Below are 18,268 nucleotides of genomic sequence, written 5' to 3'. Positions count from 1 at the left end.
GCTCTCTGCCATTTAGGGGATGCAGAGCTCAAGTCCAGGTTTTATTCTGCGCCTCAAGATGCCTCCACTCCCCAAAGAACACGGTGCCTGGGTCATGCTGAGCGTCCCCTTGCTATTGGGAGCGTGGGATGTCCATGCTGCGCTAACACCGACCTTTTTGCTGATCGTGGCAACACTGGCTGCCTTCTGCGCTCAGAACCTGGTGCGGCTCTGGCTTCGCAAGCGCACCTCGCACCGTGACTTGGGCTGGCTCGCGTTGTTTGCAGTGATAGGGCTAGCCTCAATCGCTCCACTTTTGCTCCAGGTGCCACGTTGGCAGGACTTTGCCGTACTGGGTGGGGTGGCCGTCTTGTTTCTAGCCGTTCAAGGGGTGCTTCTCCTCATTCCAGCCCGGAAGCGCCTTGACCGCTCGCTCTGGGGGGAGCTTGCTGCGATCCCGGCCCTGACGCTTCCCGGCCCCGCCGCCTGTGCGCTTGCGATGCCCCTGGGGACAAAAGCCTTGGTGGTCTGGGGGCTCTCCATCGCGTTTTTTGCCAGTGGTGTTTTTGCGGTGAAGTTGGTACTTGCCTCGGCGAGGTTTCGCAAGGGACTCACAAACAAGGAGCGTTGGGGCATTGGCTGGCCCCATGTCCTTTACCACGCTCTGCTTTTCGTTGGGCTGCTCCTCTTGCGCTCCCCGTGGCTTGGGTTAGCATTTCTTCCTGCGCTGATTCGGGCCGTACTGACCTATGTCCAGCTCGACGGTAAGCTCCCCCCGCTGAAGAAAGTCGGGATGCGCGAGGCAGCACTTGCGCTCTGGTTTGGCATCATTGCTACGCTGGCACTCTGACCTAATTCCGCCATTATGGGGATTCTTACTTTTCTCGATAATCGGATAATCATATCCGATTATGCAATCCGTTTTTATCGTTGATCCTGCGCGCTGCATCGGCTGTCAAGCCTGTGTTCAGGCATGCGGAGAGTGTGGAACCCACCGCGGGGTCTCGATGATCCACCTGGAGTATCTCCAGCGGGAAGAGACCGTTCAGACGACACCACAGGTCTGTATGCACTGTGAAGAGCCGACGTGCGCTCGGGTCTGCCCCGCCGATGCGATTAAGCAAACCCCCGATGGTGTCGTGCAGACCTCGCTCAAACCCCGCTGCGTTGGCTGTAGCAACTGCGTGCTCGCCTGTCCTTTCGGTGTCCCCAAGTACGATGCCCCTGTGGATCAGATGATGAAGTGCGACATGTGCTACGACCGGACGTCGGTGGGGAAGAAGCCCATGTGCGCCACGGTCTGCCCGTCGGAGGCACTCTACTTTGGCCCCATCGATACCTGGCAGAAGCGGCGACGGGGCCGCGCCATCAATGAGTTTCGCTTTGGCAAGCAAGTCGTCAAGACACAGGTCTACCTCGTGCTCCCCGACGATAAGCCGGAGCGCCTGGAAGTCGGGTTAGTGCCCCTCCAGAACTGGATAAAGAAAGACAAGGACAACCCAAGATGAGCTGTGGTGGAAACTGCGAAAACTGCAAAGGCAAAGAGCCCACTCCCGAGGAGAAGTGGCGCGAGGACTTTCCGGTCGAGTGGGCGGCAGACAACTATGTCACGCGCCGGGACTTCACACGCTTTCTAATCCTCACCAGCGGCGCAACCTTCCTTGGCAACGGCTACTTTGTCGCCAAAAACGCCCTCACACCCCGCGCCGAGTCCGGCCCGACCGTCAAGATCGCCACCCTCACGGAGCTACCTATTGGAGGAGTCAAGCTCTTTCGCTACCCCACGGAGGCCGATCCCGCAATGCTGATCCGCTTAGCAGAGAATCGCTTTGTGGCTTTCCGTCAGCGCTGCACCCACCTGTCCTGCCCGGTGCACTTTAACGTCGAGAAGACCCAGCTCGACTGCCCCTGTCACAACGGAACCTTCGATGCCAGAACAGGGCGCGTTCTAGGTGGGCCACCCCCACGTCCGTTGCCTCGAATCGCGCTGAAGCTGGAAAACGGTGAGATCTTCGCGGCGGGACTGGCAAGCTCGGACGAGGCCGAGGGATGAAAAATCGAGTCTGGTGGCAGCGGCGAGCGCAGGCGCTGGTGATGCTGCTCTGCATCACCTTAGCCCTTTTCCTGATCCAGCTCTGGCTGATCACGCTGGCGCTGGAGGAGCACTTGGCAGAGCACTCCGCTCTCGCACTCCCGACGTTTCTGGCCTCAGGGGGGTGTTTTCTGGTCAACCTCGTGGTCCTGCGCTACATCCATGACCTCGACCACCGCCCGGAAGGAGGCAGCTAGATGGCGGCAACAACTCTACACAGTACAGGAAGCCAAACACAAGAGAATGCTCGACGCATGAGCGTTCTTTGGCTGAGCTTTATCGGCTTTGCTCTGATGTTCGCGGCGTGGACCATGTTTGGGGTGCTGGGCATCCCCATCCGTAAGGAGCTTGGGCTCTCGGACATGCAGCTCGCCTGGCTCTCCGCGCTGGCGATTCTCAACGGCGCACTCTGGCGGCTCCCGCTGGGAATGCTCGCCGACAAGATTGGGGGGCGTAAGGCGTTTCTGGGATGCCTGCTATTCTCCGCTGTGGCATCGCTCTTGGTCTCGCGCACCCACTCCTACGGCATGCTCCTCGCCTGTGCCGTGCTGGTGGGAATGGCCGGCAATAGCTTCACCATTGGCTCGGCCTGGAACGCGGCCTGGTTCCCCAAGGCACAGCAAGGCTTCGCGCTAGGGCTCTTTGGCGCAGGCAACGTGGGAGCGAGTGTCACCAAGCTCATCGGCCCCATGATCATCTCCGCCGTCCCTGCCACAGGGATGGCAGGCGGGCTGATCCCCGGTGGCTGGCGCTTTGTTCCCTGTCTCTACGCGGGGTTGATGCTCCTGATGGCGGCTTTAGTCACTGTCGCCGCTCCGACCCCCGATATAGTTCCCAACCAGGGCCGCCCACTCAAAGAGATGCTGAGACCGCTCCACGAAGTTCGTGTCTGGCGCTTCTCGCTCTACTACACCGTGGTCTTCGGAGTCTATGTCGCTCTCTCGGTCTGGCTCCCGAAGTACTACGTCGATGTCTACGACCTGCCGCTAAAGAAAGCGGCCCTGATGTGCGTCCCGTATATCTTCGCCTCCAGCCTACTCCGGCCTTTCGGTGGCTGGCTCTCAGACAAGTTTGGGCCGCGTAAAGTGACCTACACGGTCTTTATCCTGGGGGCACTCGCCTGCGGAGCCCTCTCGGTGCGCCAGGAAATGTGGCCCTTCTTCTGGCTTACCCTGCTTTTGGGGATCACACAAGGCTTTGGAAAGGCGAGCACGATCAAATACATCCCGGACTACTACCCCAAAGATGTGGGGACGGTGGTCGGGCTGGTCGGGGCGCTCGCTGCCCTGGGCGGCTTTGGTCTGCCCCCGCTCTTCGCCGCGCTCAAGACCGCTACGGGTCAGCCTCAGTCGCTCTTCTGGGCGCTACTGGCCCTGACCCTGATGAGCCTAGGCTGGCTCCATGCCGTGGTAGTGCATATCCACCGCGACGAAGAACACGTGATTTAGAGGACAAAACGATGGCAACACAAGCTCTACCGGAGGCTGGGCGCACGGGCGCAAGCTGGCTCTCCGACTGGAAACCTGAGGACAGCGCCTTCTGGGAGGCGGGCGGAAAAGCCACGGCCTGGAAGACGCTCTGGGTGACGACCTACTGCCTGCTGCTGGCCTTTGCGACTTGGTTCGTGGTCAGCGCGGTGCTCGTGCGCCTCACGGGAATCGGCTTCAAGCTCGATAAGGGGCAGCTCTTCTGGCTGGCGGCCATGCCGGGGCTGGCGGCGGGAACCCTGCGCATTATCCACACCTTCCTCATCCCCATCTTCGGAACCCGCCATACTGTGGCACTCTCGACATTGCTTCTTGCCATCCCCTGCGCGGGCTGGGCGTGGGCGATCCAGAACCCGGAGACCCCGTTCTCCGTGCTGATGCTCCTGGCCTTTCTCGCCGGACTAGGCGGTGGCAACTTCAGCTCCTTCATGCCCAGCACCAGCCTGTTCTTCCCTAAAAAGCAGCTTGGCACCGCGCTGGGGATTCAGGCGGGGATCGGCAACTTCGGGGTGAGTGTGGTGCAGTTCCTGACCCCGATTGTGATCGGGATCGGGATGGTCAGCGGCACACAGCTCTTCAACGACCCCAAGAAGAATATCCATGACAAGCCGCTCCACCTACAAAACGCCTTTCTGATCTGGATTCCGCTGATCGTGATCGGCGCGATCTGGGCCTGGATTGCCCTGCGCTCCGTGCCGGTGAAGGCCACGTTCCGGGAGCAGACCGATATCTTCAAGGAGAAGCACACCTGGATCATGACGGCGCTCTACATCATGACCTTCGGCTCCTTCTCTGGCTTCTCGGCGTCGTTTGGCCTGATGATCAAGGAACTCTACGGTAAGTTCCCCGGTGCACCCGATGCCCTCAAGTACGCCTTTATCGGACCATTTCTGGGGGCACTGCTTCGCGTTCTCTTCGGCCCGGTCTGTGACAAGATCGGGGGCGCAAAGGTGACGATGCTCTCGGGGATCGGGCTGACGGTCTGCGCTGTACTTGCCACCCGCTACACGGCTCCCACTTCTGTGGATCAGTTCGGAGGCTTCTTGTGGACCATGCTGGGGCTATTCTTCTTTAGCGGGATCGGCAACGCCAGCACGTTCAAGCAGATGCCGATGATCTTCCCACCCCGGCAGGCATCGGGTGTGATCGGATGGACGTCCGCGATTGCAGCCTATGGCCCGTTTCTGTTCTCAGTGGCAATTGGAAGCGTGATCGGCGCAACCGGGAGCCCGACGGCGTTCTTCTGGGCGGCGGCGGTGTTCTATCTCTTCTGCTTGGTGCTCAACTGGCACTTCTATACCCGTAAAGGAGCTGAGAAGCCATGCTAGAGCCTGGCACTCGTAGCTTCGGGCTCGACCGCCGGGCGCTCTTATGGGCGTCCGGTGCGGCTCTACTCAATGTGGTTGCGATCTATCTGGGATCGGGGCGGATGGCACGCTTCGACCCGGCGCTAATCGCCTACACCTGTGCCTGCATCTTCGCGACCTTTGGTGTGGTCTACCGCTACGGGGTCTGGCTGGAGAAGCCTCCCACCGCGCTCTACTGGCGGCAGGGCTGGCGGCTCTTTCTGCGGCCGTCGCACTTTGTGAAGAACTGCCTGCATCTGGTGCGCCTCGCCTGGGACAACCTGATCGCCCAGACCTTTATCGAGAAGCGGAGCCACACCCGCTGGACGGCGCACTTTTTGATCTCCTGGGGCTGTCTTTTCGCCTGCGCGGTGACCTTTCCACTGGTCTTTGGCTGGGTGGCGTTCGAGGCCGACCCCAGCGACCCGGCAAAGTACATCACGTTTGTCTTCGGCTTCCCCGCCATGACCTTTCCCGCGCACTCGCTCTTTGGCTGGGTGATCTTCCATATTTTGGATTTCTGTGCGGTCGCGATTTTAGTTGGGATGGGCTTTGCCTTCAAGCGCCGCCTCTACGATCCCGGTGCGCTGACCGTTCAGCAGTTCGCCAACGACTTCTTTCCGCTGATCCTGCTCTTTGCGGTCTGCTTGACGGGCCTGATGCTCACGGCGAGTGCGGTCTGGATGCACGGTCACAACTACAGCTTCCTGGCGACCTTGCACGCGTTCAGCGTGATTACGACACTGCTCTACCTGCCGTTTGGCAAGTTCTTCCATGTCTTTCAGCGCCCGGCCAATATCGGAGTGCAGTTCTACAAGGAAGAGGGAAAGGCATCGGCCCGCGCTCACTGCCGTGTCTGCGCTGAGGACTACGCCTCACAGATGCAGGTGGACGACCTAAAGCTCGTCCTGGAGCAGCTCGGCTTTGATCAGACGCTTGAGGACGGCGGACACTACCAGGATGTCTGCCCCACCTGCCGTCGCCGCCTGCTGGCGGCAAACCAGCTTGAACTTATTGGAGGACCTGGATTCTTATGAAACCAACACTGACACTTGGACTCGTCGTTCTTGCGGTCGCCCCGGCAACCGCCCAGACAACAACCTACTCGGGCTCGCTCCGGCTTCGACAAGAGGCTTGGGATTGGTTCCAGCCCGCGACAGGCAGTTTTCAGAATGCCTACGCCTTCACGGGGGCAACCCTCCGCTACGGTGCCACCCGCACTACAAAAACTAGTAGCGCGACGGTCGAGCTAGAAGCCCCAGCACTCATTGGCCTACCGACCCGGGCCACGGCTCCCGCACCGCAGGGCGGGCTCGGGCTGGGAGCACTCTACCGGGGCTTCAATGGCAACCAGACCAGCAGCCTCTTTGTCAAGCAAGCCTTCTACCAGGACAAGCTCCGTGGAATTCGGGCAGGACGCTTTGAGTTCAACGAAGGCGCAGAATCCACCCCAGAGAATCCTGCGCTCGCATGGGTGAAGAGCCAGCGGGTCAGCCAGCGTCTGATCGGGACATTTGGCTGGAGCCAGGTAGGACGTAGCTTCGACGGCGTCCACTACAGCAAAACCAAGGGCACCGATAACCTCACCGCCGTTGTTGCCTATCCCACTGCCGGGGTCTTCGATCTCAACGGCCAGCCCACGCTCACGTCGGTGCGGGTTGGCTACCTCGCTGCCACGCGAACCACCAAAACCAGCGATCAGCGCCTCTTTGGGATTCTCTACGAAGATGCTCGCAAAGGGGTGACGAAGGTGGATAACCAGGTACCCGCCGTGGCGGACACCGCAACTATTACCCTCACCACCTTGGGGGGACACTATATCCAGAGCGGCGAGAACGCCAACGGCAAGTGGGATGTACTGGGCTGGGCTGCTGTCCAGAGTGGCGACTGGGGCACCCAAACCCAGCAAGCCTACGCCTACTCGTTGGAGGCGGGCTGGCAGCCCAAGGCTGAGAAGAATGCACCGTGGTATCGGGTTGGCTACGATGTCTACTCCGGTGATGGTAACCCCACCGACGGCAAGCACCAGACCTTCTCGCCGCTGCTCAACACGCCGCGCATCTACGCCCGTACCCCGTTTTTTGCTGAGGCCAATAGCCGCGATCTCTTCGCACAGGCCATCTTCCACCCAGACAAGAAGACCACGCTACGCGCTGACCTGCACCATGTCTCGCTGGATAAAGCCAGCGACCGCTGGTACGCCGCTGGAGGACCGTTTCTCTCTGCGGGGAGCTTTGGCCTGATTGGGCGCACCAACCCAAGCGGTGGCACCTCGCTCGCAGACCTGATCGATCTCAGCGCTGACCGAGTCCTTGACAAGCGCACGAGCGCCACGGTCTATGTCGGGCACCTGCTGGGAAGTACGGTCGTGAAGGGCATCTACCCGGACAGCAAGGGCTTCTTTGCTTATGGGGAGCTAAACTACAAGTTATAAATCTATGGCAAAACTCTCTCTTCCTATGGCGAGCCTGATCGAGCAGTTCGGGCCGCATGTCAACGCTGCTCCTCCCGGTGGCTGGGGGTACCCTGGCGAGCCAGATAAGCTCGTGCCGACACACTGCTGCTTCTGTGGTCAGCAGTGTGGCATTAACCTCAAGGTCAAGAACAACAAAGTGATTGGCTTTGAGCCGCGCGAGGACTTCCCCTTTAACCGAGGCAAGCTCTGCCCCAAGGGAATCCTGCGCTACATGCAAAACGAGCATCCAGATCGCTTGCTCCATCCCATGAAGCGTGTGGAAGGGAGAGGGTTCGAGCGTATCTCCTGGGACGAAGCTCTCGATACGACGGTGCGCCAGATCCAGCGCATCCAGAAAGCCCACGGCAACGATGCGTTCGCGATGCTCTCCGGGGTCTCGCTGACCAATGAGAAGTCGTATCTAGTGGGCAAGTTTGCACGCCTCGCGCTCCAAACGGCGAATCTGGACTACAACGGGCGGCTCTGCATGGTCTCAGCAGGGGCGGGCAATAAGAAAGCCTTTGGGATCGACCGCGCGGCCAACTCTTGGGACGATATCGTGCTTGCGGATGTGATCTTGGTGACGGGGAGCAATATCGCGGAGTGCTCGCCTATCACGACCGACTATATCTGGCGGGCAAGGGATCGAGGGGCGAAGCTCATTATGGTGGACCCGCGTGTCACGCCACTGGCGCGTACCGCCGACCTGCATCTCCCCGTGCGCCCTGGCGGCGACTCGGCGCTGATGAACGGGATTCTCCATGTCCTGATCGAGCGTGGCTGGATCGATGAGGCGTTTATCGCAAGCTACACGAGCGGCTGGGACGAGACCAAGGCCACCGTCGCCGACTACACCCCCGACAAAGCCGAGCGCGACTCCGGCGTCCCGGCAGAGCTAATTGTCAGAGCCGCCGAGCTCTGGGGACCCGCCAAGACCAGCTTTCTCCTGCATGCCCGTGGCATCGAGCACCAGAGCAAGGGCGTGGAGAATGTGCTCTCGTGCATCAATATCGTCCTGGCAACCGGCCGACTCGGCAGGCCGGGCTGTGGCTACGGGACAATCACCGGGCAGGGCAACGGCCAGGGCGGGCGTGAGCACGGCCATAAGTGCGACCAGCTCCCCGGTAACCGGGATATCACCAATCCCGAGCACCGCAAGTATATCGCCGAGGTCTGGGGGGTCTTGGAGAGTGAGATTCCCGGCAAGGGGCTCTCGGCGCAGGAGATCATGAATGCCATCCACGACGGCGAGATCAAGGGGCTGCTCTCGCTCTGCTTCAACCCGCTGGTCTCGCTCCCTGATGCCAACTTCACCCGCGAAGCACTGGAGCGGCTAGAGCACTACACCGTGATGGATTTTTTCCTCTCGGAGACCGCCCAGCACGCCGATATCGTCCTGCCCAGTGCTCTTCACGAAGAGGACGAAGGCACCAGCACCAGCGCCGAGGGCCGGGTGATCCGGATTCGTAAGGCCGTGGATCCCCCCGGCGAGGCCAAGGCAGACTGGCAGATTCTCCAGGCCATTGCCCAGCGTCTTGGGCGAGAGAAGGGCTTTCAGTTTGACTCCCCCGAGGCGATCTTCACAGAGCTACGGCGGGCGTCCCACGGAGGCACGGCGGACTACGGCGGGATCACCTACGAGAAGATCGAGAAGAACAACGGTATCTTCTGGCCCTGTCCGACCGAAGACCATCCGGGCACGCCGCGCCTTTTTGAGGACCACAAGTTCCACACCCCCGATGGCAAGGCGCACTTCCACCCCATCACCTACCGGCCTCCTGCCGAGGTCGTGGATGCGGACTACCCCATCTGGCTGACCACAGGGCGGGTTGTCAGCCAGTACCTCTCCGGGACGCAAACCCGCCGCATCGCGGGGCTGGTCAAGCAGTACCCTCAGCCGCTCATGGAGATCCATCCCGAGCTGGCCGTAAGCCTGGGGATCGCGCAGAGCCAGTGGGTGACGCTGGAGAGCCGTCGGGGGAAAGCAACCTTTAAGGCGAGCCTTGTCAAGACAATCCGTACCGACACGGTTTTCATTCCCTATCACTGGGGTGGGGGACGCTCTGCAAATCTCCTCACGGCGCGAAACCTAGATCCCACGTCCAAGATTCCGGAGTTTAAGGTCAGCGCAGTCCGGGTGCGGCCCGCAACACAGGAAGAGGCAACCGAGGCTGAGAAAGAGGCGAGCTCATGAAAGTGCGCTGGATGGAAGGCTCTCTGCGGCTACGGATCACGCCCGGTGAGTTTACGTTACTTCAGGATGGCGCAAGTGTGTGTGAGAAAGCAGCCTTCCCAGGGGGCTGGCAGGTCTGTGTTCAGCCCGGCGAAGAGAGTGCCTTGGATTCCACAGTACCAGGCTCTCTCACAATAACCTTGAGCGCCGGATCACTCACAGAGCTGTCGGCTCCCGATACCGAGGGGGTTTATTTTGTGCAGGAGAGCTATCGATTCTTTGTGGAAAAGGATTTTCCTTGTGCCCACCCCCGACCGAAAGAGGCTCAAGAATCCACAGAAACCTTTGCTCCTCCGCCTGGTTTTGCCGAGCGGCACAAGACGGTTTGCACATGAAGATTGCGATCTTGGCGGGAGGGAAAAGCTCTCGGTTTGGGCGGGATAAAGCCGAGATATTTCTACCATTGGTCGTCGAAGCCTGCCGACCCGCTGGCCTCCCGATTGTTGTGGTAGGACGCACGAGCCTTTCCTCTATTACTAGTGATGTCACCTTTCTACCGGATGCTCTTCCCGGTCAGGGGCCACTTGGGGGCATCGTGACCTTATTCCGAGAAGTCTCTGAACCTGTGTTGCTCCTAGCCTGTGACCTGCCCGATCTTCGCTACGACGCGATTGCATGGCTGCTGGAGACCTGGCAAGCGCACTCCGAGGAGAGTGGTCTTGTCGTTGCACGAACCGACGAAGGGAATATTTGTCTGGAGCCGCTTTTTGCGATTTATACGCCTGCATGCCTGGAACTGGCTGAGGACATGTTGCGGGGTGGTAAGCGCTCGATGCACCATCTACTAGAACGTATGGGAGTAGCCAAAATACTGCTACCCGATTCGATGATTCCCCAGTTACGAAATGTCAATACTCCAGATCCCCCATAGATCGTCAAAACGACCGTTTGTTTGATTATGGGTAGTTGGGGAAGGGGCGGAAAACGTCCCCATAAACGAGAAGGCGTGAGTGGTCTATGCCTACTCGCACAGACCACTCACGCCCTGGAAATCCCTGTCGTTGGTCAGGCTTTGACGAGCTCACTCCAGGTCTCGACCTGATCCAATGCCTCTGCCCACTTTTCAATTGTAAGAGCCGAGGCCAGCTCAACTTTGGCTAGGGTTGCCGCATCGGGCTCACCCAGGCGGCGAGAAGCCATCTTCAAGAAGAGACGGCGTTCACCCACAGCAACTCCCTGAACTACTCCTTGAGCAATGCCTTCCTCGCGACCGTCGGCGAGGATCTTCTGATATGTCATGGATTCTTTCATTTGTGCTGCTACTTTCTCTAATAGTTTACCGGCAATTTCCGGCGCGTACCGCAGTCCCGCCAAGAGGTAGGTCGAAGTCCACAGCTTGCGGATACTCTCCGGTGCAATGTCTGTACTCAGGCGCTCTGCCACTTGCTGGACTACCTCTTCTGGGCTGGTGCCGGAAAGATCTCCTAGCAGTGCCAAGGGAAGCGTCGCCAGGCCGCCACGTAGGATTCCTGCGGCGGTGAGTTTCCAGAGCCTGATGACACTGAACTCGAAGAGATGGTAGCGTGAGCCATCGGGTCTGAACCTCTCGACGATTCCGGTGAGAGCAGGGCTATCTGCTTCTGGTCTGAGCAGGATGACATAGCTCAGGACACTCAGCCCCGTTTGCTCACCCGCCAGGACGTTGTAGCGTAGCATCCGCCCCGGCACCGAGTATCCGTCGTGCCCCGACTGAAACTCGATGTGGACGAGATAGGGCTTGGCGGAGTTGACGCGGATAAGTCGGTCAGCTTCTGTGGAGACAGTTGCCAGGTCTGCGTCAACCAGTTCACAGGGCTCAGGTGGCAGACCAAGGAGCGCGAGCCAGTCTTCTGGCTGGAATCGTACCAGCTCTTTGGTGGTCGCGTCGAAGGGAGTGGGCATGGCTGATTGTACCCGCCAGAGCGCCCCAGAAGGTTCTCACCCAGAGGAGCCCTACACTCCCAAGTGTCTCCTGAAACGAAGGTTTCTTTGATACCTTCTTCAAACTCTCAGTGCAAAAAGAGCAGGCGCAGTCCAACAAGGCAGAGCGCGTTAGCCAGAGCGCGAAGTATCCAGGTGCCCTGGATACGATGAGAGAGATGTGCTCCAAACTGTGCCCCAAGAACCACACCGAGTGACAGGAACAGGGTTCGCCGCGAGCCATGAGCAAACGCTCCGAGAGCGATATGAGCGATCGTGCCCATCAGCGCCACGAGTGCCAGAATAAAGTGTGAGGTGGCGGTGGCGATACGCACTGGGAAATGTAGCACGCGGGCTAGTGCGGGGACGTGGATAATGCCACCACCGATGCCAAGCAGGCTGGAAAGGTAGCCCACCCCAAGGCTAATGGCGACTCCGAGCCGCATCGAGTAGAACCAGCGGTACTCCTCACCATTGCGGTCTACCAGGTGACAGTGGGTCGTTGCCTTCGGATCACTTGTCTGCGGGGAGAGTAGCCTCTGCTTCGCATTGATGAAGACCAGCCAGCCTAGAATGAAGAGCAGGCAGCCAAAGACCAAGTTGAACGTCTGACGGGGAATGAAGCCAGTGGTGTAGGCTCCCAGGAGAGTCCCAGGTACAGAGGCCAGAGCAAAGTATAAGCCCGACCGATAGTCGATGCGTTTCTGCTGTGCATAGGCTATGGAGCCTGAGGCCGCGTTGAAAAACACGACAGCAAGAGAGATTGCGGTGATAGTCTCGGGGCGCTCATGGGGATAGAGAAGCAGGAGGGCAGGGGCCAGAAGGAAGCCGCCACCGGCACCGATCAGGGTGCCAAAGGTTCCTACTGCGAATCCCAAAAACGCAAGACCCAGAACCGTGGCTAAGGAATACCCCATCATATCCATTTAGCACTCATCGTCTCACTCCTTTTCGTTGTGCGAGAATCGGGCTTCAAAAGTTCCTCTCCGGCTTTGTTGTACCAGCTTGACCCTCGAAACTAAGGTAATGGGTGTGGTGGCAGGTGTTAACAGAGGCGATGCGGAACAGCTTCTCAGTGAAAACGAATCTTCGACTCCTTGTGGGGGGCGTGGTGGTGCTAGGGATGGGCATCGCTCTTGGGCGAACCGTGGGGCATCTCCCATCTCGCACTCGACCGCAAACCCAAAGCCCCCCTGCACGCATCGCGCTTCGCCTCCAGCATGGCGCGTTTCTCCCCGCGAGCTTGAGCTTTCCCGCTGGGGCCACTCTCAATGTCCAGAACGATGACGACAAGACCTACACGCTGGAGGGAGCAGGAATCCTCTCTGGCGATGTGCCCATTGAGCCCAAGAGCACTCGGGAGGTAAGCCCCCTCAAGGAGCCGGGAAACTACATACTCAATATCGAGGAAGATCCCACCAAAGAGCTCTCCGTCACCATCACACCCTCCGCAGGTGGTGTTCCCACAGAGGCACTGACAGAACCCCTCGTGCGACGTGCCCACCGGCAAGGTCGTCAGCCTGTTGTCTTTGACGAGGGGCATGAGCCAGCCTATGCGTCCTATACGACCTTCAATCTGACCGTTCAGGGAGAGGAGCAGCGCCAAGAGGTGCTCCAAGCCATCCATACTTTTTGCCGGCAACTCGAACCAGGAGATGATCCCAGCATCCCGGAGAGTGTCGCCTCAATCCCCGAGGGTATCCGTCCCTACTTCAGCCAGCGCCACTGGGAGGCCTTCCAGCCACACTTCACCTTTATCGTCGCGCTGGGGCCAGGCTGCTATGAGAAGGCGCGCTTTGGCCCACGAGTCGCCGCCAGCAAGCCCAAAGATCTGCACTCCATCACCTACTCGGCTCCGCTCCACTTCGATGCTGCAGCGACACAGAAAGACGTTCTCGTGCGCGTCACCAGCGATAGCCTCTGGTTCAACCAGCAGGTCTGTCGCTCTCTTTGGCGGCAACTGGCGGGCAAGATCTCGAAGCCAACACTCGACTTTGGTTATGCCAACCCAGAAGGCCGCACGCCCCTCCTGGGGGGCTTCTTCGATGGCACGGGCAATCCTATTGGCAGCGAGCGCGACAAGGCGGTGTTTGGGGGCAGCGCAGGCGACCATGCGGAGGGCGGCACCTACGTGACGCTCTTTAAGATTCGCTTTGACGAGGAGCGATTTCTTGCGCATCGGGTTGTCGAGCAAGAGAAGATTGTCGGGCGTGAGCAGCAGAGCGGGCGTCGGCTTCCGGGTGACAAAGAGAGCTCGCACCGGTTCAAGGCGGAGGGGGACCGTAGCCGTCAGATCCTTCGTCAGGGCTTTATCTACGACTACACCCCTGAGGAAAGAGGGCTTCTCTTCGCCTCACTTCAGGGCTCGCTTACGAAGCAGTTTGAGGGGATTCTGCGCGGCTACATGATGAACCCGAGTGCTCCTAAAGCCGGGACGGGTCAGGACCGCCTGATGGAGTACATGCACTTCGAGTCGGGCGGGTACTACTTCGTCCCACCGATTCCAAAGAATGGCTACCCTGGCAAGCTCTAAGAGTGCTTCGCAACGTGTCTCGTAATTTAGGACATTGAGGTATGATTTTAGTCTCAAGGTCTTATGTCTCTACGAAACGCTTATAAATGGCTCGGAGTTGAGCTTGTCGAAGTCAGTCGTCTGGAAAAGAGTATCGCGCTCTTTGGGGGTGGACTCGCCGTATTTCTAGTGGCAGTGCTCTCGGCCTTAGCGCTTCCTGCTGAGGGAGCAGTCACGGTTATTGCCTCGACCGGAGCCAGTGCCGTGCTGCTCTTTGCTGTGCCTCACGGGCCACTCTCACAGCCCTGGCCGGTGATTGCGGGACACGTTGTCTCCGCTGTGATTGGAGTGGCGTGTGCCCAGCTCATTGGATATCCGCCCCTTGCCGTTGCCTGCGCAGTCGGACTCTCGATAGGGGCAATGCTCCAGCTCAAATGTGTCCACCCTCCAGGAGGAGCCACGGCGTTTACGGCGGTGATGGGCGGCAGTGCGATTCATCAGCTTGGCTTCAAGTTTGTGCTCTTCCCGGTGCTCACCAATGCTCTCGTAATGGTACTGCTCGCCATCGTTATCAATGGGGCGTTCAAGTGGCGGCGCTATCCTGCTGTTCTAAATCGCTCTGTGACCCCGAGCACGAAAGGCGATTCCTCCGACGTAAGTGCGCTGACCCACCAGAGAGTCTTGGCGGCGATTCGGTCTCTGGATTCCTTTGTAGACATTAGCGAAGAGGACCTGATCCGTCTGACCGAACTACTCAAAGAGCCCTTAAAAGGAGTAATGCGAGAAACCCTTTAGTGTTCTCAACTAGAGGCTCCGTTTTGCTCTACCTGCTTTAGGAGAGAAGCCGCACTACTGGTTGCTCCGCTTGCGAGTAACTGAGCGACAGTGTCGAGTTCTGCTTTGGGTGCGACTCTCTGCCGTAGCCTGTAGAGACGTAGGGGTAAGGCAAGATCTGCCTTTTTGCCACGGAGCTTCTGAAGCACCTCAAGATCACGGTAGCCGAACTCGACCGTGGGCTCAATCCCCGTGCCCTCACCCCAGTCGTTCCAGGTGGCGAGCTGGATAACGTCCGCACCGCTCTTGAGAGCACGCTCCAGAGTCGCTTTCCAGGTCTTGCCGTTGTCGTCTGAGATCACGCCCAAGGTTGCCTGGGCCTTGCCCTCAGCGTAGCAATCATGAAACCGGGGAAAGGCGACGGGGATGAGTTGCTCCTGGCGCTCTTGTGGGTGGTAGAAGCGATCCAGGCTCGTGGGAAAGTCCTTGGGGATCGGCCAGTCAAAGCGCCCCGTGGCGGCGGAGCGCTTGCGGTGCTCGCTGAAGTAGAGGGGGGCACCTGGCTTACTACTCAGCACCTCGCTCCATTCGCTGTCGGTCAGGCCATCGGAGCCAAAGGAGAGCAACAGTGGCTTGCCTGTAAGGTGCACATAGCCAGGCTCACGGAGCCAGTTCTGCTGGAGCCAGGAGAGCTCACGGCGGGCATGGGCAACTCGCTCCGTAGCGGCCAGTTTCTTGGCCTCAACCAAGCGTGGGATGGTCTGGTCTTCGTAGCAGATGGCGTACTTGAGGCCCAGCTTCACCGCGATTTTGAGGAGTGTGATGGTGTTCTGGTGCAAGATGGGGTAGTCGAGATGGTCACTGAGGCCGTACCAATCGACGATAACCCCATCGATGCCTGAGAGTTTCATGAGCAGGAGATGGTACTCCAGCACCGCAGGGTCGCCCGAGTCGTAGGGGCCGATCAGTGGGTAGTAGTGCGATGCTATCTCCCGCTTGTCTTGACTCTCCTTCCCACTGACTTGCCTCTCAGGATTGAAGGTGTTCATCGTCCAGTGCCAACCCCATACGGCACGAAAGGGCTTAGCAACAAACCAGGGCATGTAGTGGGTCAGAACTATTGGCATCATGAAGAATTGTACTATCTACTGCGTCGGATTATCCCCACAGATGATGCGCCAAGGTATCCCAACTACGTAGTGCACCAGTCCATACGCAGGGCGAAGTCCTTCTGGCACGGCTCGCGCCAGCGCCAGATACTCTCTGCACCAGCGGGAGCGTCAGTCCAGTGATCCAGAGTTGGATCGACGCGCACAAACTGACCGCCCCACGACGGCTGATCCGGTTTTTCAGGGTCGTTCAGCCTGCGAGTAGCGCTGACCAAGTACAGAAAGGAGGGGGAGTCTCCCTCCCAAACCCCAGGCGTCTCTGGGTAAAAACCACTTTTTGGGTAAGCAGCACCCAGAGGCCCATGGCCTGTTCGTACGTGCTCATTCACCCAAGCAAGATCAGAAAGCTCAGTTTTAGCACCCCGCGCGTTGTTGAACATCCCCATGTAGTTGCCCTTGGAGACGATGACAAATAGCTTGGGGAAGGTGTCCAGGAGCCACTGACCCGTGCCGTCCTGTAGGCCGATGAGATAGATGCGGACTTTCGCCAGCAGCCGTTCCGCTTCGATGGGTGTCCGTGTCTCCCTGATCTTCCAGAGGGCTTGCGCAAGGTCACAGGGACCGCCCCAGACACAGAACCAAATCGGGCGTGAGTCCGGCTTATCGAGCAGACCGATGATCTTCTCAGAGGCTTCGCTATCTTTGCCCTGCCCGATGAGCTGCTCCGCTGGACGGCCATAGCTCCCCGATACTCCTTGCCAGGTGACCGACCGCAGCCGCGCCGCCGTCGGGTAGCGCTTATCATGCCGTCGCAGGTTCGGATAGACCTGCTCGTAGAGTGCCAGCATGTCCAGGATATTTTGCTTGCTTGCGATATTGGCGAAGGTGCCTGAGGTGGCGACAAGCCCCGCAACCTCGAAGTCGTTGGTATACAGCAGAAACCGAACCATCGACTGGAGGTCGTCGGTGTCGCTGCGCTTGTTCGGAGGGCCGTAGCCCGCGCCACCGGGGATCGTATCGAGTGGGGGGAAGTCTGTAAGAACCACGACACGGGGCCGAAAGGCGCGTCTCATCCCTTGCTCCGATCCAGCGTCAAGACCCAGTCCTGCGTCTCGCCCTGTGTCGGGGGATGGAACTCTTTTTCGCCCTTCGCCTCAATGGTGCTAATGGGCGTGCTCGCTCCTGTGCGCGGGTCGAACCAAGCGGCATCAAGGGGGCCGCGGAGCTTGCTCAGGTCCAAGGTGAAGGGAAGCCCGGCGGCAGAGTGAACCAGCGCGTAGGTTCCTTCACTATCGCGTGTCGCGCAGATATAGCTGCCACCGGAGTGCGTGTCGCTGACAATTAACATCTGATCAGGAATCCGTGTGAAGAAGGGGCGTGTCAGGAGCAGGTCTTTGGCAAAGTGCATCTGTCCCGAGCCGGGGAGATGAATCGCCTCACTCCAGGGGAGGTTCGCGTGGATCACAGATTGCCGTCCCGGTGCCCACATCTGCCAGATATCGTTGCAGCCGTAGGTATGTCCGTGTGCTCCAGCAAAGAGCGCTCCGTAGAGATACTTGCGGCAGTGATGCGTCTGGATACGCACCTCGGCGTCTTTGAGATCGTTGGGCATGTTCTCGTAGCCCGGCTCGGCGTCCATGCAGGGCTTGATTGGTGTGCGCTGGTAGTCTGTGCTGATGCTGAGCCAGCTCTCCTGATCGCGCTTGTGTCCGGTCTGGAACATGTTGAAGTCCAGCCAGGAGTCATCGTGGTAGTAGTTGGCCGAGCTGTGGCCGCCGTAGGTGTGGTAGGAGATGAGCTGGGTCTTGCCCACCGAGGCGCGAATGCCCTCCGCCATCGCTCGGGTAATCGCCTTGTGCTCCGCCGTTTCCGGGGGACGGTCGCCGCCTAGCACCCAGATAATAGGCTTCTGGGCGTAGCGCTTCGCCAGCCACGCTCCGTAGACCCGTGCGTTCTCTGGCGTGAAGATCTCCGGCCCCTTGCCCCACTTGAGGTTCCACTTGTCGCCCCAAGTCGGAAGCATCGCGATAAACAGGCCGAGCGAGGCGGCCTTATCGACGATGTAATCTACGTGCTGGAAGTAGTCTTCGTTCGGCTTGGTAGGGTCATCGTTTTGTAGGGGGATATGACCATAGGGATTAGGTGTGTGGAGACCGTCCAGCTCCGCCAGTGCGACCGCTTGGATCACGGTGAAGCCCTTGGCGGCGCGGTCCTTGAGATAGATATCCGCTTCTTCCCGATTGAGCCGGTGAAACAGCTCCCAGGCGGTGTCGCCCAAGTAGAAAAACGGCCGATTGTCTTCATAGGCCAGAAATCTTCGATTTTCGCTAACTTTTAGACGCATCATCTTTCCTTTTCCTCGGGCTTGTGGGGGTCGGCATG

The 18,268-nt window shown here is 59.3% G+C and carries 18 protein-coding genes; 13 read left to right on the top strand and 5 right to left on the bottom strand.

Annotated elements, in window-relative coordinates:
* Positions 1-58 precede the first annotated feature (58 nt).
* From HNQ39_RS28130 to mobA, 11 genes are read left to right on the top strand one after another with little or no spacing between them, the layout of a single operon-like run.
* Entirely contained in the window at positions 59-829 is a 771-nt protein-coding gene (locus HNQ39_RS28130; RefSeq protein WP_184203931.1) for a YwiC-like family protein, read from the top strand.
* Positions 830-887: 58 nt separating this feature from the next.
* On the top strand, positions 888-1,487 hold the full coding sequence (locus tag HNQ39_RS28125; protein WP_425503624.1) for a 4Fe-4S dicluster domain-containing protein: 600 nt from the start codon (positions 888-890) through the stop codon (positions 1,485-1,487).
* Complete coding sequence (locus tag HNQ39_RS28120) at positions 1,484-2,032, top strand: QcrA and Rieske domain-containing protein (RefSeq protein ID WP_184203929.1); 549 nt, start codon at positions 1,484-1,486, stop codon at positions 2,030-2,032. The genes HNQ39_RS28125 and HNQ39_RS28120 overlap by 4 nt, the downstream gene beginning before the upstream one ends.
* Positions 2,029-2,268: a DUF6755 family protein gene (locus HNQ39_RS28115; protein ID WP_184203928.1), complete on the top strand. Its 240-nt coding sequence runs from the start codon at positions 2,029-2,031 to the stop codon at positions 2,266-2,268. Before HNQ39_RS28120 ends, HNQ39_RS28115 begins: the two co-directional genes overlap by 4 nt.
* 57 nt (positions 2,269-2,325) lie before the next feature.
* Positions 2,326-3,519, top strand: a complete 1,194-nt coding sequence (locus HNQ39_RS28110; RefSeq protein ID WP_221290414.1) for an MFS transporter — start codon at positions 2,326-2,328, stop codon at positions 3,517-3,519.
* A gap of 11 nt (positions 3,520-3,530) precedes the next feature.
* Complete coding sequence (locus HNQ39_RS28105; protein ID WP_184203926.1) at positions 3,531-4,886, top strand: MFS transporter; 1,356 nt, start codon at positions 3,531-3,533, stop codon at positions 4,884-4,886.
* Positions 4,880-5,941: an MFS transporter gene (locus HNQ39_RS28100; RefSeq protein WP_184203925.1), complete on the top strand. Its 1,062-nt coding sequence runs from the start codon at positions 4,880-4,882 to the stop codon at positions 5,939-5,941. Before HNQ39_RS28105 ends, HNQ39_RS28100 begins: the two co-directional genes overlap by 7 nt.
* A complete protein-coding gene (locus tag HNQ39_RS28095) occupies positions 5,938-7,338 on the top strand; it encodes an alginate export family protein (RefSeq protein ID WP_184203924.1) in 1,401 nt (466 codons plus the stop codon). Before HNQ39_RS28100 ends, HNQ39_RS28095 begins: the two co-directional genes overlap by 4 nt.
* Positions 7,339-7,342: 4 nt before the next feature.
* Entirely contained in the window at positions 7,343-9,553 is a 2,211-nt protein-coding gene (locus HNQ39_RS28090) for a molybdopterin oxidoreductase family protein (protein WP_184203923.1), read from the top strand.
* Positions 9,550-9,927 (top strand): DUF7009 family protein, encoded by a 378-nt coding sequence (locus HNQ39_RS28085; protein ID WP_184203922.1) that lies wholly within the window; start codon positions 9,550-9,552, stop codon positions 9,925-9,927. The genes HNQ39_RS28090 and HNQ39_RS28085 overlap by 4 nt, the downstream gene beginning before the upstream one ends.
* Entirely contained in the window at positions 9,924-10,463 is a 540-nt protein-coding gene (gene mobA, locus HNQ39_RS28080) for a molybdenum cofactor guanylyltransferase (protein ID WP_184203921.1), read from the top strand. Before HNQ39_RS28085 ends, mobA begins: the two co-directional genes overlap by 4 nt.
* Before the next feature lie 134 nt (positions 10,464-10,597).
* Here the strand turns inward: mobA and HNQ39_RS28075 are convergent, their stop codons facing one another.
* Both HNQ39_RS28075 and HNQ39_RS28070 read right to left on the bottom strand, forming a co-directional pair.
* Positions 10,598-11,473 (bottom strand): Rpn family recombination-promoting nuclease/putative transposase, encoded by an 876-nt coding sequence (locus tag HNQ39_RS28075; protein ID WP_184203920.1) that lies wholly within the window; start codon positions 11,471-11,473, stop codon positions 10,598-10,600.
* Between the two features lie 107 nt (positions 11,474-11,580).
* On the bottom strand, positions 11,581-12,411 hold the full coding sequence (locus HNQ39_RS28070; protein ID WP_221290412.1) for a sulfite exporter TauE/SafE family protein: 831 nt from the start codon (positions 12,409-12,411) through the stop codon (positions 11,581-11,583).
* A 155-nt stretch (positions 12,412-12,566) separates the two neighbouring features.
* Between HNQ39_RS28070 and HNQ39_RS28065 the strand changes: the two genes are divergently transcribed.
* Together HNQ39_RS28065 and HNQ39_RS28060 are read left to right on the top strand one after the other, a co-directional pair.
* Positions 12,567-14,024 (top strand): Dyp-type peroxidase, encoded by a 1,458-nt coding sequence (locus HNQ39_RS28065; RefSeq protein ID WP_184203919.1) that lies wholly within the window; start codon positions 12,567-12,569, stop codon positions 14,022-14,024.
* Between the two features lie 63 nt (positions 14,025-14,087).
* Complete coding sequence (locus HNQ39_RS28060) at positions 14,088-14,798, top strand: HPP family protein (protein ID WP_184203918.1); 711 nt, start codon at positions 14,088-14,090, stop codon at positions 14,796-14,798.
* Positions 14,799-14,803: 5 nt separating this feature from the next.
* On the opposite strand, the gene HNQ39_RS28055 is transcribed toward HNQ39_RS28060, so the two are convergent.
* From HNQ39_RS28055 to HNQ39_RS28045, 3 genes are all read right to left on the bottom strand, one after another.
* Entirely contained in the window at positions 14,804-15,907 is a 1,104-nt protein-coding gene (locus tag HNQ39_RS28055; RefSeq protein ID WP_184203917.1) for a glycoside hydrolase family 99 protein, read from the bottom strand.
* A 62-nt stretch (positions 15,908-15,969) separates the two neighbouring features.
* Positions 15,970-16,959, bottom strand: coding sequence for a DUF1593 domain-containing protein (locus tag HNQ39_RS28050; RefSeq protein WP_184203916.1), 990 nt, complete (start codon positions 16,957-16,959; stop codon positions 15,970-15,972).
* Positions 16,956-18,233, bottom strand: a complete 1,278-nt coding sequence (locus HNQ39_RS28045) for a glycoside hydrolase family 140 protein (RefSeq protein WP_221290410.1) — start codon at positions 18,231-18,233, stop codon at positions 16,956-16,958. The genes HNQ39_RS28050 and HNQ39_RS28045 overlap by 4 nt, the downstream gene beginning before the upstream one ends.
* Between the last annotated feature and the right edge of the window lie 35 nt (positions 18,234-18,268).

This window comes from Armatimonas rosea, assembly GCF_014202505.1.
In the GTDB taxonomy this organism is placed as follows: domain Bacteria; phylum Armatimonadota; class Armatimonadia; order Armatimonadales; family Armatimonadaceae; genus Armatimonas; species Armatimonas rosea.
The sequence above is the reverse complement of the archived record's forward strand: the minus strand, read 5'-3'. Positions and strand labels throughout refer to the sequence as shown.

What these genes read in the sequence shown, in the direction of transcription:
- HNQ39_RS28095 (WP_184203924.1), top strand. Translation starts at nt 5,938, where the DNA reads ATGAAACCAACACTGACACTTGGACTCGTCGTTCTTGCGGTCGCCCCG.
- HNQ39_RS28070 (WP_221290412.1), bottom strand. Translation starts at nt 12,411, where the DNA reads ATGATGGGGTATTCCTTAGCCACGGTTCTGGGTCTTGCGTTTTTGGGA.
- HNQ39_RS28120 (WP_184203929.1), top strand. Translation starts at nt 1,484, where the DNA reads ATGAGCTGTGGTGGAAACTGCGAAAACTGCAAAGGCAAAGAGCCCACT.
- HNQ39_RS28050 (WP_184203916.1), bottom strand. Translation starts at nt 16,959, where the DNA reads ATGAGACGCGCCTTTCGGCCCCGTGTCGTGGTTCTTACAGACTTCCCC.
- HNQ39_RS28115 (WP_184203928.1), top strand. Translation starts at nt 2,029, where the DNA reads ATGAAAAATCGAGTCTGGTGGCAGCGGCGAGCGCAGGCGCTGGTGATG.
- HNQ39_RS28085 (WP_184203922.1), top strand. Translation starts at nt 9,550, where the DNA reads ATGAAAGTGCGCTGGATGGAAGGCTCTCTGCGGCTACGGATCACGCCC.
- HNQ39_RS28060 (WP_184203918.1), top strand. Translation starts at nt 14,088, where the DNA reads ATGTCTCTACGAAACGCTTATAAATGGCTCGGAGTTGAGCTTGTCGAA.
- mobA (WP_184203921.1), top strand. Translation starts at nt 9,924, where the DNA reads ATGAAGATTGCGATCTTGGCGGGAGGGAAAAGCTCTCGGTTTGGGCGG.
- HNQ39_RS28105 (WP_184203926.1), top strand. Translation starts at nt 3,531, where the DNA reads ATGGCAACACAAGCTCTACCGGAGGCTGGGCGCACGGGCGCAAGCTGG.
- HNQ39_RS28110 (WP_221290414.1), top strand. Translation starts at nt 2,326, where the DNA reads ATGAGCGTTCTTTGGCTGAGCTTTATCGGCTTTGCTCTGATGTTCGCG.
- HNQ39_RS28045 (WP_221290410.1), bottom strand. Translation starts at nt 18,233, where the DNA reads ATGATGCGTCTAAAAGTTAGCGAAAATCGAAGATTTCTGGCCTATGAA.
- HNQ39_RS28055 (WP_184203917.1), bottom strand. Translation starts at nt 15,907, where the DNA reads ATGATGCCAATAGTTCTGACCCACTACATGCCCTGGTTTGTTGCTAAG.
- HNQ39_RS28090 (WP_184203923.1), top strand. Translation starts at nt 7,343, where the DNA reads ATGGCAAAACTCTCTCTTCCTATGGCGAGCCTGATCGAGCAGTTCGGG.
- HNQ39_RS28100 (WP_184203925.1), top strand. Translation starts at nt 4,880, where the DNA reads ATGCTAGAGCCTGGCACTCGTAGCTTCGGGCTCGACCGCCGGGCGCTC.
- HNQ39_RS28130 (WP_184203931.1), top strand. Translation starts at nt 59, where the DNA reads ATGCCTCCACTCCCCAAAGAACACGGTGCCTGGGTCATGCTGAGCGTC.
- HNQ39_RS28075 (WP_184203920.1), bottom strand. Translation starts at nt 11,473, where the DNA reads ATGCCCACTCCCTTCGACGCGACCACCAAAGAGCTGGTACGATTCCAG.